This is a genomic window from Tahibacter harae (genome assembly GCF_024437735.1).
In the GTDB taxonomy this organism is placed as follows: domain Bacteria; phylum Pseudomonadota; class Gammaproteobacteria; order Xanthomonadales; family Rhodanobacteraceae; genus Tahibacter; species Tahibacter harae.
The window spans coordinates 69,963-86,369 of record NZ_JANFQO010000001.1; the positions used below are offsets into that span (position 1 = coordinate 69,963).

Annotated in this window: 16 protein-coding genes and 2 tRNA genes; all 18 read right to left on the bottom strand. The window is 65.5% G+C overall.

The features are described from left to right. Nucleotides 1-34: 34 nt before the first annotated feature. A complete protein-coding gene (gene rimP / locus NM961_RS00295; RefSeq protein WP_255910153.1) occupies nt 35-625 on the bottom strand; it encodes a ribosome maturation factor RimP in 591 nt (196 codons plus the stop codon). A gap of 191 nt (nt 626-816) precedes the next feature. Further along, nucleotides 817-893 (bottom strand) — tRNA-Met (locus tag NM961_RS00300). A 151-nt stretch (nt 894-1,044) separates the two neighbouring features. Next, a complete protein-coding gene (gene nuoN / locus NM961_RS00305) occupies nt 1,045-2,484 on the bottom strand; it encodes an NADH-quinone oxidoreductase subunit NuoN (protein ID WP_255910154.1) in 1,440 nt (479 codons plus the stop codon). 10 nt (nt 2,485-2,494) lie between these two features. Then, a complete protein-coding gene (locus NM961_RS00310; protein ID WP_255910155.1) occupies nt 2,495-4,009 on the bottom strand; it encodes an NADH-quinone oxidoreductase subunit M in 1,515 nt (504 codons plus the stop codon). A gap of 19 nt (nt 4,010-4,028) precedes the next feature. Then, on the bottom strand, nt 4,029-6,083 hold the full coding sequence (gene nuoL / locus NM961_RS00315) for an NADH-quinone oxidoreductase subunit L (protein ID WP_255910157.1): 2,055 nt from the start codon (nt 6,081-6,083) through the stop codon (nt 4,029-4,031). 6 nt (nt 6,084-6,089) lie between these two features. Continuing rightward, nucleotides 6,090-6,395, bottom strand: coding sequence for an NADH-quinone oxidoreductase subunit NuoK (gene nuoK / locus NM961_RS00320; RefSeq protein ID WP_255910159.1), 306 nt, complete (start codon nt 6,393-6,395; stop codon nt 6,090-6,092). After that, nucleotides 6,392-7,003, bottom strand: a complete 612-nt coding sequence (locus NM961_RS00325) for an NADH-quinone oxidoreductase subunit J (RefSeq protein WP_255910161.1) — start codon at nt 7,001-7,003, stop codon at nt 6,392-6,394. Before NM961_RS00325 ends, nuoK begins: the two co-directional genes overlap by 4 nt. 17 nt (nt 7,004-7,020) lie before the next feature. Then, entirely contained in the window at nt 7,021-7,512 is a 492-nt protein-coding gene (gene nuoI / locus NM961_RS00330) for an NADH-quinone oxidoreductase subunit NuoI (protein ID WP_255910163.1), read from the bottom strand. Further along, nucleotides 7,509-8,573: an NADH-quinone oxidoreductase subunit NuoH gene (nuoH, locus tag NM961_RS00335; RefSeq protein ID WP_255910165.1), complete on the bottom strand. Its 1,065-nt coding sequence runs from the start codon at nt 8,571-8,573 to the stop codon at nt 7,509-7,511. The genes nuoI and nuoH overlap by 4 nt, the downstream gene beginning before the upstream one ends. 4 nt (nt 8,574-8,577) lie before the next feature. Beyond that, nucleotides 8,578-10,926 carry an NADH-quinone oxidoreductase subunit NuoG gene (gene nuoG, locus NM961_RS00340; RefSeq protein ID WP_255910167.1) on the bottom strand — a complete coding sequence of 783 codons (2,349 nt, stop codon included), beginning with the start codon at nt 10,924-10,926 and terminating at the stop codon, nt 8,578-8,580. A 13-nt stretch (nt 10,927-10,939) separates the two neighbouring features. Continuing rightward, nucleotides 10,940-12,271, bottom strand: a complete 1,332-nt coding sequence (gene nuoF, locus NM961_RS00345; protein ID WP_255910169.1) for an NADH-quinone oxidoreductase subunit NuoF — start codon at nt 12,269-12,271, stop codon at nt 10,940-10,942. A gap of 8 nt (nt 12,272-12,279) precedes the next feature. Continuing rightward, on the bottom strand, nt 12,280-12,807 hold the full coding sequence (gene nuoE, locus NM961_RS00350; protein WP_255910171.1) for an NADH-quinone oxidoreductase subunit NuoE: 528 nt from the start codon (nt 12,805-12,807) through the stop codon (nt 12,280-12,282). A gap of 17 nt (nt 12,808-12,824) precedes the next feature. Beyond that, nucleotides 12,825-14,078: an NADH-quinone oxidoreductase subunit D gene (locus tag NM961_RS00355; RefSeq protein WP_255910173.1), complete on the bottom strand. Its 1,254-nt coding sequence runs from the start codon at nt 14,076-14,078 to the stop codon at nt 12,825-12,827. Nucleotides 14,079-14,081: 3 nt separating this feature from the next. Beyond that, complete coding sequence (locus tag NM961_RS00360) at nt 14,082-14,816, bottom strand: NADH-quinone oxidoreductase subunit C (RefSeq protein ID WP_255910174.1); 735 nt, start codon at nt 14,814-14,816, stop codon at nt 14,082-14,084. A 12-nt stretch (nt 14,817-14,828) separates the two neighbouring features. Further along, the gene (locus NM961_RS00365) at nt 14,829-15,383 is read right to left on the bottom strand and encodes a NuoB/complex I 20 kDa subunit family protein (RefSeq protein ID WP_255910175.1); all 555 of its coding nucleotides are present in this window, start codon (nt 15,381-15,383) and stop codon (nt 14,829-14,831) included. Continuing rightward, the gene (locus NM961_RS00370) at nt 15,374-15,730 is read right to left on the bottom strand and encodes an NADH-quinone oxidoreductase subunit A (RefSeq protein WP_255910176.1); all 357 of its coding nucleotides are present in this window, start codon (nt 15,728-15,730) and stop codon (nt 15,374-15,376) included. Before NM961_RS00370 ends, NM961_RS00365 begins: the two co-directional genes overlap by 10 nt. An 83-nt stretch (nt 15,731-15,813) precedes the next feature. Further along, nucleotides 15,814-15,898, bottom strand: a tRNA-Leu gene (locus NM961_RS00375). A gap of 12 nt (nt 15,899-15,910) precedes the next feature. Next, entirely contained in the window at nt 15,911-16,390 is a 480-nt protein-coding gene (secG, locus tag NM961_RS00380) for a preprotein translocase subunit SecG (protein ID WP_255910177.1), read from the bottom strand. Nucleotides 16,391-16,407 lie beyond the last annotated feature (17 nt).

Consider the following 16,407-nt stretch of genomic DNA (forward strand, 5'->3'; position numbering starts at 1 on the left):
TCACTCCGCCCGGCGTCGCCGACGCCGGTATTGTTCACTTGTTTGGTTTTTTGCGCTTGGGCGCGGCGTCGGCCTTGCCCGCGGCGGGCTTGGCCGGGCCAGGCTTGGCCGCACCGGGCTTGGCTTGCGGTTTGGGTTTGCCGGCCGGCTTCTCGGGAGCCAGCCCCAGCGCGGCGTAATCGGGAACGATGCGCGCCTTCTGCACGTTGTCGTGGGCGATGGTGATGTCCACGCCGTCCTGGTCGATGGTGATGCGGTCGCCGTCCACGGCGCGGATCGCGCCCTGCAGGCGGCGGCGGCCTTCGACCGGGAGATTCAGTGCGATCTTCGCCTTCTCGCCGATGAAGCGCGCGAACTGCGCCGGCGTGAACAGCGGCCGGTCCAGGCCCGGCGAGGAAACTTCGAGGGTGTAGCGGCCCGCGATCGGGTCGTTCACATCGAACTGCGCGGAAAGCTCGCGGCTGACCGCTTCGCAGTCTTCGATGGTGATGGGGCGCTCTAGATGGTCGATGTAGATGCGCAGCAGACTGTTGCCGCGGCTGGGCGCGTACTCGATGCCGAGGCATTCGAGGCCCAGGTCGGCAACTACAGGATTGATCAACTGGATGAGTTCGTCGTCTTTCACGCTGCTTTCTGCACAAACAAAAAAAAATGGGCACTAAGGCCCATTCCATAGTCCGCCGTTGTCTCGCTTCCCAACATCGGCAACGCGCGCATCCTGCGCTATTCCGCCGGCTCGGGCCTGGTCCAGCTCGGTGACCAGGAACTTCCGGCTTTAGCAAAAAGGCCACACTAGGTGGCCTTTCGCTTGAATCCTGGTAGCGGGGGCAGGATTTGAACCTGCGACCTTCGGGTTATGAGCCCGACGAGCTGCCAGACTGCTCCACCCCGCATCAGAGAAACGGAAGTCTACGGATTTACCGAGACTTGCGCAAGCACTTTGAGAGCCGGGATTAGCGATTCGTGATCCGGGATGAAGAAAGAACCCATCGCAGCGATGATCTGCCGCGGAATCTCCAATCCCGGACAACGAATCCCCGCCCCTCAGGGCGCAATCCCCAGTGCCTTCGCACACCAGCCGTACAACGGTCCCCAGGTAAGGCCGAGGACGAGCAATGCAAGGGCATTCACCGAAATCACCGTGCGCATGGGCGCATCGGCCGGCTTGGCGATGGCCGCCGCATCGTCCGCGTCGTCGAAGTACATCACCTTGACCACGCGCAGGTAGTAGTAGATGCCGATGATGGCGAACACGGCGCCGACGATCGCCAGCCAGACCTGGCCTGCGTCGACCGCGGCCTTGAGCACCAGGAACTTGCCGAAGAAGCCGAACAGCGGCGGCACGCCGGCGAGCGAGAACAGGGTCAGCGCCATCAGCAAGGCATACCACGGCGCGCGCTGGTTCAGGCCTTTGAAGTCGCTGATTTCCTCGGCCTCGAAGCCGGCGCGGGACAGCAGCAGGATCATGCCGAAAGCGGCGGTGGCGGTGAGCGCGTAGCTGACGGCGTAGAACATGGCCGCGGCGTAGCCGGCAGGCTGGCCGTTGACCAGGCCCAGGAACAGGAAGCCGACGTGTGAGATCGTCGAATACGCGAGCATGCGTTTGAGATTGCTCTGCATGATCGCGGCGATGTTGCCTATGGCCAGCGAGAGCACGGCCAGCACGGCCAGCATCTGCTGCCAGTGCGGGCCCACGCTGCCCAGGCCCGATTCGAGCATGCGGTAGGCCATGCCGAACGCGGCCAGCTTGGGTGCCGAGCCGATGAACACGGTGACGGCCGTGGGCGCGCCCTGATAGACGTCGGGCAGCCACATGTGGAACGGCGCCGCGCCGAACTTGAACGCGATGCCGACCACGACGAAGACCACGCCGAACAGCAGCATGCCGCGCTGGGAGCTGAGCGCCGCTGCGGCGTGGATCTTGTTCAGATCCAGCGTGCCGGTGGCGCCGTAGATCATGGACATGCCGTACAGCAGCATGCCCGAGGCCAGCGCGCCGAGGACGAAGTACTTCATCGCCGCTTCCGAGGACAGCTGCGAATCGCGGTTCAGCGCGACCAGGGCGTAGGACGACAGCGCCAGCAGTTCCAGGCCGAGGTAGACGATGACCAGGCTGCCGGCGGAAACCAGCAGCATCATGCCGAGTACGGCGAACAGGCAGAGCACGTAGTACTCGCCCACGAACAGGCCACGGTCGCGCAGGTAGGGCCGTGCATAGACGAACACCAGCGCGGTGGTCAGCAAGGCGAAAATCTTCAGCACGTCGGCGATGCCGTCGCGCACGAACATGCCGCCGAACGCGGTGGGCGTGCCGTAGTGCTGCAGCACCAGCCAGCCGGTGACGCCGAGGATGGCGATGGCCAGGTAGTGCGTAATGCTGCGCTGGGCCGGCCTGAGGAACACGTCCAGCAGCAGCAGGGCGCAGATCGCCACCGTCAGGAACGATTCGGGCAGCAGGGTGAGGATGTCGGTAAGGCTGATCATGGTCGGTCCTTCACGCGCCCTTGCTGATGACGATGTGCTTCACCAGTTCGGCGATAGGCGCATCCATGAGATTGCCCAGCGGCGCCGGCCACAGGCCGAACAGCAGCACGGCGACGGCCAGCGTCGCGAGCACGAAGGTCTCGCGCGCATTCATGTCGGTCAGGGCGGCGACATTGTCGTTGGCCACCTCGCCGAAGATCACGCGCTTGACCAGCCACAGCGTGTAGGCCGCGCCGATGATGAGAGTGAAGGCGGCCAGCGCGCCGACCAGGGCATTGGACTGGAACGCCGCCAGGATGACCCAGAACTCGCCGACGAAGCCGCTGGTACCCGGCAGGCCGCAGTTGGCCATGGCGAACAGCACGAAGAAGGTGGCGAAGCGCGGCATGGTGTTCACCACGCCGCCGTAGTCGCGGATCATGCGGGTGTGCATGCGGTCGTACAGCACGCCGACGCTGGCGAACATGGCGCCGGAGATGAAGCCGTGCGAGATCATCTGCACCATCGCGCCCTGGATGCCGACAGCCGCGCCGGTGGCGTTGCCGCCGCGCGCCAGCGCCAGCGAGATGAACACGCCCAGGGTGACGAAGCCCATGTGCGCGATCGACGAATACGCGATCAGCTTCTTCATGTCTTCCTGCACCAGGGCGACATAGCCGACATAGACCACGGCGATCAGCGACATGGCGATGACGACCCAGGCGTATTCGGTACTGGCGTCCGGCGTGATCGGCAGCGAGAAGCGGATGAAGCCGTAGCCGCCGATCTTCAGCATGATCGCCGCCAGCACCACCGAGCCGCCGGTCGGCGCCTCGACGTGGGCGTCAGGCAGCCAGGTGTGCACCGGCCACATCGGCACCTTGACCGCAAAGGCGATCAGGAAGGCGAAGAACAGCCAGGCCTGCTCCTTGCCGCTCAGTGCGACCTGGGCCAGGGTGGCCAGCTCGAAGCTGCCGGTCTTGAAGTAGAGGTAGATCAGTCCGACCAGCATGAAGATCGAACCGAAGAAGGTGTAGATGAAGAACTTCAGCGTCGCGTACACGCGACGCGCACCGCCCCAGACGCCGATCAGGATGAACATCGGGATCAGCATGCCTTCAAAGAAGACATAGAACAGCAGCGCGTCCATGGCGCAGAACACGCCGACCATCAGGCCTTCGAGCACCAGCATGGCCGCCATGTACTGGCTGACCTTCTCGTCCACCGAGCCCCAGCCCAGGATGATCACCAGCACGCTGGTGAAAGTGGTCAGCAGCACCAGCGCGACCGAGATGCCGTCGACGCCGAGGTGGTAGCGCACGTTCAGGGTCTCGATCCAGACGTGGTTCTCCTGCAGCTGCATGGCCGCGGAAGACTGGTCGAAGCCGGACAGAATGCCCAGGCTGATGAAGAAGGTCAGCGCCGCCACCACCAGCGCGAGCAGACGCGCGGTATCGGGGCGGCGGTCGCCGGCCAGCAGCACGGGTATCGCGCCGAGGATGGGCAGCCAGATCAGGATGCTGAGCAAGGGCCAGTTCGCAAACATTGTCATCATTCCCTTTCGCTTAGCGCGCTGCCAGCCACAGACCGCCGAGCAGCACGATCAGCCCCAGAATCATCGCGAACGCATAGTGGTACAGATAGCCGGACTGGACCTTGCGCACACCGGCGGCGATGCGCGCGACCAGCGCGGCCGAGCCGTTGACCAGGCCGTCGTCGATCACCGCCACGTCGCCGCCGCGCCACAGGCCGCGGCCCAGCTTCAGGCCGCCGCGGGCGAACACGGCGAAGTAGAGATCGTCGATGCCGTACTTGTTCTGCAGCAGGCGGTACAGCGGCGCGAACAGCTTCGCCGCGCGGTCGGCGATGGCCTGGTTGAACAGGTACACGTAGGTGGCCACGCCGAAGCCGGCCAGGGCCAGCCAGAACGGCGGCGCCATCAGGCCGTGCAGCACCATGCCCCAGGGACCGTGCCAGTGCTTGGCCAGTTCGGCCAGCGGACCGCCCTCGCCTTTCACCACGATGGCGCCGGCGAAGAAGTCGCCGAACAGCATCGGGCCTATGGTCAGCCAGCCGATGATGACCGACGGAATCGCCAGCAGGATCAGCGGCAGCGTCACCACCCAGGGCGACTCGTGCGGGGCGTGTTCCAGATGGCCCGGCTCGTGATGGCCGTGGTCGTCGTGGGCATCGTCATGGTGCGCGTCGTGCTGCGCGCCGTGCGCGTGGTTCTTGTGCTCGACCACGAAGCGTTCCTTGCCGTGGTAGGTCAGGTAGATCAGGCGGAAGCTGTACAGCGCGGTCACGAACACGCCGATCAGCACGCAAAAGTAGGCATAGCCCGAACCCCAGCGGTGCGACTCGTGCACGGCCTCGATGATGGCGTCCTTGGAGAAGAAGCCGGAGAAGCCTGGGAAGCCGGTCAGTGCCAGCGTGCCTATCCAGCCGGTGATGAAGGTGATGGGCATGTATTTCTTCAGGCCGCCCATGTAGCGCATATCCTGCTCATGGTGCATGGCGATGATGACCGAGCCCGCGCCCAGGAACAGCAGCGCCTTGAAGAAGGCGTGGGTCATCAGGTGGAAGATCGCGGCGGAGTACGCCGACACGCCCAGGGCCACGGTCATGTAGCCGAGCTGGGAGAGGGTCGAATAGGCCACCACGCGCTTGACGTCGTTCTGCACGATGCCGATCAGGCCGGTGAACAGCGCCGTGGTCGCGCCGACCACCATCACGAAGGACAGCGCGGTCTCCGACAGCTCGTACAGCGGCGACATGCGCGCAACCATGAAGATACCGGCGGTGACCATGGTGGCGGCGTGGATCAGCGCCGAGATCGGCGTCGGGCCTTCCATCGAATCCGGCAGCCACACGTGCAGCGGCACCTGCGCCGACTTGCCCATGGCGCCGATGAACAGCAGCACGCCGATCACGGTGGCGGCTTCCCAGGGATGGCCGCTGATGATGGTGAGAGTCTTGCCGACCAGGGTCGCATCGGCGTTGCGGAACACGGTGGCGTAGTCCAGCGAACCGAAGCAGTACAGCACCGCGGCGATGCCGAGCAGGAAGCCGAAGTCGCCGACGCGGTTGACCAGGAACGCCTTCATGTTGGCGAAGATCGCCGTCGGCCGCTTGAACCAGAAGCCGATCAGCAGGTACGACACCAGGCCCACCGCCTCCCAGCCGAAGAACAGCTGCATGAAGTTGTTGCTCATCACGAGCATCAGCATGGAGAAGGTGAACAGCGAGATGTAGCTGAAGAAGCGCTGGTAGCCCGGATCCTCGTGCATGTAGCCGATGGTGTAGATATGCACCAGCAGCGACACCGAGGTGACCACCACCATCATCACCGCGGTCAGGCGGTCGACCAGGAAGCCGACATGGGCCGACAGCGGGCCGACTTCGAACCAGGTGTACAGGTTTTCGTTGAACACGCCCCAGCCGCCGGTGGACAGCTGGTACAGCACGTAGGCCGAGAGCAGGAAGGAGACCAGCACGCCGGCGATGGTCACCGTATGCGCGCCGGCGCGGCCCACCTGGCGTCCGAACAGGCCGGCGACGATGGCGCCGAACAGCGGCGCCAAGGCGATGACAAGGAGAATCAGCTTGGGGGTGATCATCTCAGCTTATCCCTTCATCGAATCGATTTCGGCCACGTTGATGGTGCTGCGGTTGCGGAACAGCACGACCAGGATGGCCAGGCCGATGGCGGTTTCCGCCGCGGCCACGGTGAGGATGAAGAACACGAACACCTGGCCGGCCGGATCGCCGAGGTAGCGGCTGAAGGCGACGAAGTTCATGTTCACGGCCAGCAGCATCAGCTCGATCGACATCAACAGCACGATGACGTTCTTGCGGTTGATGAAGATGCCGGCGACGGAAATGCAGAACAGGATCGTGCCGAGCACGATGAAATGCGCGAGCGAGATCATGCGGATTCTCCCTTGCCGCCTTCGCTGGCCATCTTGACCACGCGCAGGCGCTCGTTGCGCTGCACCAGCACCTGCTCGCCCGGCTTCTGCGTGCGCACGCCGCTGCGCTTGCGCAGGGTCAGGGCAACGGCGGCGATCAGCGCCACGGTGAGGATCAGCGCCGCGATTTCAAACGGCAGCAGGAATTCGGTATAGAGCGCCTTGCCCAGCCAGGCGGTATTGCTGCCGGCGGCCAGGGCCGGATTTTCCGGCAGGGCCTGGGCCTGCAGCGCCTTCACGCCGATCAGGCTGAGCATCTCGGCCAGCATCACCAGCGCGACGATCACACCGACCGGCAGGAAGCGGATGAAGCCTTCGCGCATGGATTCGGGCTTGATGTCCAGCATCATGACCACGAACAGGAACAGCACCATCACTGCGCCTACGTAGACCACGATCAGGGCCAGGCCGAGGAACTCGGCCTCGGCCAGGATCCAGATGCCGGCGGCGGTGAAGAAGGTCAGCACCAGGCTCAGTGCCGCGTGCACCGAGTTCCTGACCGTGATCACGGCCAGGGCCGCGGCGACCAGCACCGTGGCGAAGAAGTAGAAGAGAACTTGCTGCGTCATCGTCGTTCTCCGGGCGCTCAGCGGAAGGCCGCGTCTTGCGCGCGGGCGGCCGCGATCTCGGCCTCGTAGCGGTCGCCCAGGGCCAGGAGCTTTTCCTTGGTCAGGATGTTCTCGCCGCGTTTTTCAAAATGGTATTCGTGGATGTCGGTCTCCACGATGGAATCGACCGGGCAGCTCTCTTCGCAGAAGCCGCAGAAGATGCACTTGAACAGGTCGATCTCGTAGCGCGTGGTGCGGCGCTGGCCGTCGCTGGCGCGCGGCGCGGCGTCGATGGTGATGGCCAGGGCCGGGCACACCGCCTCGCACAGCTTGCAGGCGATGCAGCGCTCCTCGCCGTTGGGATAGCGGCGCAGCGCGTGCAGGCCGCGGAAGCGGTTGGACTTGGGAATCTTTTCCATCGGGTACTGCATGGTGTACTTCGGCTTGACGAAGTAGCGGCCGGTTAGCCACAGGCCCTGCAGCAGTTCGAGCAGGAACAGACTCTTGATATAGCTGACGACGCGATTCACGGGTTGCCTCCCGGGCCTATGGTCACGCCGCCGAAATAGGCGAGGCAGCCGGCAACGAAGATCCAGGCGATGGTGATGGGAATGAACACCTTCCAGCCCAGGCGCATGATCTGGTCATAGCGGTAGCGCGGGAACGTCGCGCGGAACCAGAGGAACAGGAAGGCCATGACGAAGGCCTTGGCGAACAACCACCACCAGCCCGGCGCCGACAGCACGCCCAGGCCCAGGCCCTGCAGCGGCGAGAGCCAGCCGCCGAGGAACAGGATCGAGGACAGGAACGAGACCAGGATCATGTTGGCGTATTCGGCCAGGAAGAAGATCGCGAAGGCCGAGCCGGAGTATTCGACGTGGAAGCCGGCGACGATTTCCGATTCGCCTTCGGTCACGTCGAAGGGCGCACGGTTGGTCTCGGCCACGCCGGAGATGAAATAGATCACGAACATCGGCAGCAGCGGCAGCCAGAACCACTCCAGGAAGCCCTTGCTGCCGGCCTGCGCCTGCACCACGTCGCTGAGATTCAGCGAACCGGCCAGGATCAGCACGCTGACGATGGCCATGCCCATGGCGATTTCATAGGACACGACCTGGGCCGCCGCGCGCATGGCGCCGAGGAAGGCGTACTTGGAGTTGGACGCCCAGCCCGCCAGCACGATGCCGTAGACGCCGAGCGAGGTCATCGCCAGCAGATACAGCAAGCCCGCGTTCGCGTTCGACCAGGCCAGTTTCTCGCCGATGGGCACCACCGCCCAGGCGGCCATGGCCGGCACCAGCGCGATCAGCGGCGCCAGGTAGAACAGGAAGGTGCTGGCCTTCTCCGGGATGGTGATTTCCTTGAACAGCAGCTTGAACACGTCGGCGAAGGCCTGGGCCAGGCCCAGCGGGCCGACCTGGTTGGGCCCCATGCGGACGTGCATCCAGCCGATGACCTTGCGTTCCCACCACACGTACATGGCCACCGAGATGATCAGCGGCAGCAGCGGCAGCAGGATCAGGCCGATGAACAGGGAAAGGTTCGGCCAGTCGTGGACGAAGGAGTTGAACAGCGCGATCACGGATTCCATGCGCTTAGGCCCTGCTGATGCTGAGTTCGGCGCCGTAAGCCGGCAGCGCAGCGGTCTCGGTATAGGCCGCCTCCAGCCACGCGCCACCGCGCGGCACGCCGTGGCTGAGCACCAGCGGCAGCGTGGCGGTGCCGGCGGCGCCGCTGACCTTGACCATCATGCCGTCCTCCAGCCCCAGGCCGGCGGCATCCGCCGGGTTCAGGCCCAGGCCGGCGCCGCTGTTGAGCGGATGCGCCTGCAGCGCCGCGGCGCGGCGCAGCACCGCATCGCTGCGGTAGATCGGCACCGTGGCGATGCGCGCCAGGCCGCGCGCCTCGTGGCGGCCGGCGAACTTGGGCTGCAGCTGCGGCAGCGCCGGCACGGCGCGGGCGGCGATGGCCGCGCGCACTTCGGCGATCTCGGTGAATTCGAAACCGGTGATGCCGAGCGCCTCGCCCAGCGCGCGCAGCACCTTCCAGCCCGGACGCGCTTCGCCGGGCGGCCTGGCACCGGCGGCGACGCTCTGGCTGTGGCCGTTGAGGTTGACCAGCGTGGCCTCGGTTTCCGGCAATGCGGCGATCGGCAGGATCAGCGTGGCGACGGCCTTGAGCGCATCGCTGGCGAAGGCGGAGAACGCGACCACGACATCGGCCTTGCTCAGCGAACTCATGGTCAGGCCGCCGTCGCCGAAGTCATGCGGCGGCTCGGCGCCGTAGAGCACATAGCCCTTGCGCGGCAGCGCCAGCATGGTGCGCGCGTCCAGGCCACCCTGGGCCGCCGGCAGCACGCCGACGCGGCTCAGACCGATGGCGTTGGCGCCCAGCGGGATCTCGTTGTAGGCCGACTCGCTCGCACTGGCGACGAAGCGCGCGCAGGCGCGCAGCAGCGAAGCCTGCGGATGCATGGCGGCGGCTTCGCCGAAGATCAGCACCGAGCCGCTGGCTTCCTTGAGCGCCTTGAACCAGCCGCGGGCGGTGTCGTCGGTGCTGGCCGAGGCCAGCAGCGCGGCCAGCTCGGCCGGCGCCTCCACGCCCGCTTCAACCGCGGCGCGGGCCAGCTTGACCGCTTCCTCGACCAGCGCGGCCGGCGCGGCGATGGTCTTGCCGGCCAGGTCGTAGTTGAAATCGAAATCGACCGGGTTCAGCGCGTACACCTTGGCGCCGCGCTTGGCCGCCTTGCGCACGCGGTGGTTCACCAGCGGCAGCTCGTGGCGCAGGTTGGAACCCAGCAGAAGCACTGCAGTGGCCTTTTCCACCTCCGCCACCGGCGTGGCGAAGCCGAAGCCGGCCGCAGCGTCGGTGAAGTCCAGCTGGCGCAGGCGGTGGTCGATGTGCTTGGAGCCCAGCGCGCGCACCAGCTCGGCCAGCAGGTGGCCTTCCTCGTTGGAGGTGGCCGGATGCACCAGCACGCCGAGTTCGTCGCCGCGCACCTGCTGCAGCTTTTCCACGGCATAGGCCAGCGCTTCCTGCCAGCCCACCGCAGTCCACTCGCCGTTCTTCTTCAGCAGCGGCTGGGTGGCGCGGTCGGCGGCGTACAGGCCCTGGTGGCTGTAGCGGTCGCGGTCGGACAGCCAGCATTCGTTGATGGCTTCGTTGTCGCGCGGCACGTGGCGCAGCACTTCGCCGCGGCGCGTATGCAGCCACAGGTTGGAGCCCTGCGCGTCGTGGTAGCCGACGGATTCGCGTGCGATCAGTTCCCAGGCGCGGGCCTGGAAGCGGAACGGCTTGTTGGTGAGCGCGCCGACCGGGCAGACGTCGATGATATTGCCGCCGATCTCGCTTTCTATCGTCTTGCCGACGTAGGTGCCGATCTCCAGGTTCTCGCCGCGGCTCATGCCGCCGAGTTCATACGTGCCGGCGACCTCGCCCACGAAGCGCACGCAGCGCGTGCACTGGATGCAGCGCGTCATCTCGGTGGCGATCAGCGGGCCGATGTCCTCGTCGGCGACGGAGCGCTTGCGCTCGACGAAACGGCTGACCGAGCGGCCGTAGCCCATGGACACGTCCTGCAGCTCGCACTCGCCGCCCTGGTCGCAGATCGGGCAGTCCAGCGGATGGTTGATCAGCAGGAACTCCATCACGTTGCGCTGGGAGTTCAGCGCCTTCTGCGAGCGCGTCAGCACCTTCATGCCTTCCATCACCGGCGTGGCGCAGGCGGGCATGGGCTTGGGCGACTTCTCCACCTCGACCAGGCACATGCGGCAGTTGGCCGCGATCGGCAGCTTGTCGTGGTAGCAGAAACGCGGGATGGGTACGCCGGCCTTGTCGGCGGCGTGAATGATCATCGAGCCTTTCGGCGCGGTCATCGCCTTGCCGTCGATCTCGATATTGACGTGATCGGGCGGCGTGTTCGGGTTGACGGGCTGGGCGCTCATGCGTCGTTCGTCCTCAAGCGGCCTTGCCGGGCTGGTCGTCCACGAGCGAGCGCTTGTTGACGATGAAATATTCGAATTCGTGCCAGAAGTGGCGCAGCATGCCCTGCACCGGCCAGGCGGCGGCTTCGCCGAAGGCGCAGATCGTGTGGCCTTCGATCTGGCCGGCCGCCTGCTTGAGCATGGCGAGGTCGGTCAGCTCGGCCTTGCCCTCGACGATGCGCGTGAGCATGCGGTACATCCAGCCCGTGCCCTCGCGGCAGGGCGTGCACTGGCCGCAGGATTCGGCGTAGTAGAAGCGGCTGATGCGCTGGCAGGCGCGCACCATGCAGGTCGAATCGTCCATCACGATGACCGCGCCCGAGCCCAGGCCGGAGCCGGCCTTCTGGATCGAGTCATAATCCATGGTGCATTCGAGCATGGTCGCCGCCGGCAGCACCGGCATGGACGAGCCGCCCGGGATCACCGCCTTGAGCTGGCGGCCCGGACGCAGCCCGCCGGCCAGTTCCAGCAGATCCTTGAACGGCGTGCCCAGGCGGATCTCGTAGTTGCCCGGCCTGGTCACATGTCCCGACACCGAGAAGATCTTGGGGCCGCCGTTGTTCGGCTTGCCGAGATTGAGGAACCACTCCGCGCCCTTGCGCAGGATGGCCGGCACCGAGGCATAGGTTTCGGTGTTGTTGATCGTGGTCGGACGGCCGTACAGGCCGAAGCCGGCCGGGAACGGCGGCTTGAAGCGCGGCTGGCCCTTCTTGCCTTCCAGCGACTCCATCAGCGCGGTTTCCTCGCCGCAGATGTAGGCGCCGGCGCCCAGCGCCGTATAGATGTCGCAGTCCACGCCCGAGCCCTGGATGTTCTTGCCCAGCAGGCCGGCGGCGTAGGCTTCCTTCAGCGCTTCCTCGAAGTGCTCGAAGGGCTCGTGGTGGAACTCGCCGCGCAGGTAGTTGTAGGCGACGGTGGAGCCGGTGCAGTAGCAGGCGATGGCCAGGCCTTCGATCACCGCATGCGGGTTGAAGCGCAGGATGTCGCGGTCCTTGCAGGTGCCCGGCTCGGACTCGTCCGAATTGCAAAGAATGTACTTCTGCCCCGGCGCGGTGCGCGGCATGAACGACCACTTCAGGCCGGTGGGAAAGCCGGCGCCGCCGCGGCCGCGCAGCGAGGACTTCTTCAGTTCCTCGATCAGCGCCGCGGGATCGGGCTTCTCGGCCAGGATCTTCTTCCAGGCCTGGTAGCCGTCGACCTTCAGATAGTTGTCGTAAGCCCAGGGCTTGTCGAAATGCAGCGTCGTATAGACGACCTGGTGTTCCTGCGGGGCGGGGCCGACCGGGCCGGTGGAATGCGATGCCATGTCCTGCCTCACTTCAGGCCGTCGAGGATCTGGTCCACCTTCTCGGTGGTCAGCTTCTCGTGGTAGTGGCCGTTGACGACCATCATCGGTGCGCCGCAGCAGGCGGCCAGGCATTCTTCCTCGCGCTTGAGGTAGATGCGGCCGTCGGCAGTGGATTCGCCGAGCTTGACGCCGAGCTTCTTCTCGCAGTGGCGCACCACATCTTCGGCGCCGTTGAGCCAGCACGAGATGTTGGTGCAGATGGCCACGTTGTTGCGGCCCACCGGCGAGGTCTCGAACATCGAATAGAAACTGGCGACCTCGTAGGCCCACACCGGCGGCAGGTCGAGGTACTTGGCCACGGCCGTGGTCAGCTCGTCGGTGAGATAGCCGCCGTTCTGTTCCTGCGCGCCCATCAGTCCCTGGATCAGCGCCGAACGCTTGCGCTCGGGCGGGAACTTCGACACCCAGTGGTCGATGTGCTTGCGCGTGTGCTCGGTCAGGGCGACCAGCGGGTCGACGTCCTTGACCTGGTTGTAGTTGCCAGTGGCTTTCATGATGTGCTCCCGTCGCCTCAGCGGTCGATTTCGCCGAACACGACGTCGTAGGTGCCGATCATCGCGACGACGTCGGGCAGCATGTGGCCGCGCACGATCTCGTCCATCGACGACAGGTGGGCAAAACCGGGCGCGCGCACCTTGAGGCGGAATGGCTTGTTGGCGCCGTCGGACACGAGGTAGATGCCGAACTCGCCCTTGGGCGCTTCCACCGCGCTGTAGGTCTCGCCGGCGGGCACGCAATAGCCTTCGGTGAACAGCTTGAAGTGGTGGATCAGCGCTTCCATGTCGTCCTTCATCTCCAGACGGGACGGCGGAGCGATCTTGAAATTCTCGACCATGACCGGACCGGGGTTGGCCTTGAGCCACTTCACGCACTGCTCGATGATGCGGTTGGACTGGCGCATCTCCTCGACGCGCACCAGATAACGGTCATAGCAATCGCCCTTGGTACCCAGCGGGATATCGAAATCCATCTGTGCATAAGCGGCATAAGGCTGCTTCTTGCGCAAATCCCAGGCGATGCCCGAGCCGCGCACCATGGGGCCGCTCATGCCCCAGGCCATGGCCTGTTCGGGCGTGACCACGCCGATGCCGACGGTGCGCTGCTTCCAGATGCGGTTGTCGGTCAGCAAGGTCTCGTATTCGTCGACCTTGGTGTAGAAATCCTTGCAGAAGGCTTCGAGGTAATCGAGCATCGAGCCTTCGCGCCATTCGTTCATGCGTTTGAGGTCGCCGCCCTTGTGCCAGCGCGACTCCTTGTATTGCGGCATGCGGTCGGGCAGATCGCGATAGACGCCGCCGGGACGGTAGTAGGTGGCGTGCATGCGCGCGCCGGACACCGCCTCGTAGCAGTCCATCAGTTCCTCGCGCTCGCGGAACGCATACAGGAACACCGCCATGGCGCCGAGGTCGAGCGCGTTGGAACCTATCCACATCAGGTGGTTCAGGATGCGCGTGATCTCGTCGAACATGGTGCGGATGTACTGCGCCCGCACCGGCGCCTCGATGCCGGTCAGTTTCTCGATGGCGCGCACGTAGGCGTGCTCGTTGCACATCATCGAAACATAATCGAGGCGGTCCATGTAGCCGATCGACTGATTGAACGGCTTGGACTCGGCCAGCTTCTCGGTGCCGCGATGCAGCAGGCCGACGTGGGGATCGGCGCGCACGACGGTCTCGCCGTCCATTTCCAGCACCAGGCGCAGCACGCCGTGGGCGGCCGGATGCTGCGGGCCGAAGTTGATCGTGTAGTTGCGGATTTCCTGCATGGCTTACTTCCCCGCGGCCGCGCTGGCGGCGGCTTCGGCCTGGGCCTGGTCGTAGCGCGAGTCGTCGCGGATCACGCGCGGCACCAGCACGCGCGGGTCGATGCTGACCGGCTCGTAGACGACGCGCTGCTTTTCTTCGTCATAGCGCACTTCGACGTTGCCGATCAGCGGGAAATCCTTGCGGAACGGATGGCCGACGAAGCCGTAGTCGGTAAGGATGCGGCGCAGGTCCGGATGGCCGTCGAAGACGATGCCGTAGAGGTCGAAGGCTTCGCGCTCGAACCAGTTCGCGCCCGGGTGCAGCCCGGTCAGCGAGGGCATGATCGGCAGCGAATCGTCGACGCAGTAGGACTTCAGGCGCAGGCGCCGGTTGTGCGTGATCGACAGCAGCTGGATGACCACGGCGAAGCGATTCTGGTGCGGCGTCACGCGCGGGCGCTCGGCCCAGCGGAAGCGGCCCGGGCCCTGCCCTTCCACGCCGCGGGAGAAGCCCTGGTTGGACACGTCGGTGGTGTCCCACTCGGCCTGGCCGTAGCTGAGGTAGTCCACGCCGCAGACGTCGATCAGCTGCTCGAAGCGGAACTCCGGCTCGTCGCGCAGGAACTGCACCACGCGCACCCAGTTTTCCGGCAGCACTTCGATTGCGGTTTCGCCGCGCCATTCGGTCGCGGCAACGATGTCGGCGCCCAAGCGCGCGGTAAGGCGCTGCGCCAGCGTTTCAGGCAGGTTCTCGCTCATGCTGGCGTTCCGTTAGCGCGCGATGGTGTTGGTGCGGCGGATCTTCTTCTGCAGCTGCAGGATGCCGTAGACCAGGGCTTCGGCGGTCGGCGGGCAGCCCGGCACGTAGACGTCGACCGGCACGATGCGATCGCAGCCGCGCACCACCGCATAGGAATAGTGGTAGTAGCCGCCGCCGTTGGCGCAGGAGCCCATGGAGATGACCCATTTCGGGTCGGGCATCTGGTCGTAGACCTTGCGCAGGGCGGGAGCCATCTTGTTGACCAGGGTGCCGGCCACAATCATCACATCCGACTGGCGCGGGCTGGGGCGGAACACTACGCCGTAGCGGTCCAGGTCCAGGCGCGCGGCACCGGCGTGCATCATTTCCACGGCGCAGCAGGCCAGGCCGAAGGTCATGGGCCACATCGAGCCGGTGCGCGCCCAGTTGATCAGGGCGTCGGCCGAGGTCACGGCGAAGCCGCGTTCGATCAGCGGGTTGTCGCCGTCCGGGCGCAGGATGTCGTCGACGGTGGAAACCGGCACCGGGTTGTGCATCACCCGGCTGAGGGTGTCGGTCATTCCCATTCCAGCGCCCCCTTCTTCCAGACGTAGACGAAGCCGACCACGAGCAGGCCCAGGAACAGGCCCATCTCGATCAGCGCGATGATGCCGATTTCCTTGAAGACCACCGCCCAGGGAAACAGGAAGGCGATTTCCAGATCGAAGATGATGAAAAGAATGGCGATCAGGTAGTAGCGCACGTCGAATTTCATGCGCGCGTCTTCGAAGGCCTCGAAGCCGCATTCGTACGCTGATTTCTTCTGCGCATCGGGACGTCGCGGCCCGAGCAGGGAGCCTACCGCCAGCAGGACCAGCCCGAGCAGGGCGGCGGTGAACAGGAAAAGCAGGATGGGCCAATATTCGGCAAGCACGAGTCAGCGAACCTCCGCACCGGTAAACAGTGCATCAGCGGCCGCGGGCGCAGTGCTGGAGTGCCGCGCGACCGTAACTAGATTGGTGCCCAAAGGGGGACTCGAACCCCCACGACCTAAGTCGCTACCACCTCAAGGTAGTGCGTCTACCAATTCCGCCATCTGGGCATGGTATTCCAACTAGTTCTTCTTCGACTCGTCCGCCTTGGCTTCGGTCTTGTCGTCGGCCTTGGGGGCGACGGCAGGAGTAGCGGGCTGGGGCGCCGCGGGCACTTCGGCTGCTGCCGGGGCCGGCGCCGGTGCGGCGGCCTGGGGCACGTCACCGGCAGGCGGTGCGGCTTCAGGCGCCTTGGCGGCGGGGGCGGCAGGAACTTCGGTACCGGACATGACGCCGAGGTTGGTTTCAGGCTTGTTGTCAAACCTGCCGCCGCCGCCGAGGTACATGCCCATGCCCAGACTGAGCAGGAAGAACAAACCGGCCAGGACCGCCGTGGCGCGCGAAAGGAAATTCGCCGACCCGCGCGCGCCGAACACCGTTGCCGACGCACCGGCTCCGAAACCGGAACCCGCGTCCGCACCGGCGCCGCGCTGCAGCAGGATCAGCGCCACCATCGCCACCGCGACCAGGATGTAGAAAACGTTGAAGACCGTAAGCAGCATTTCGACTCAGCCTGGCG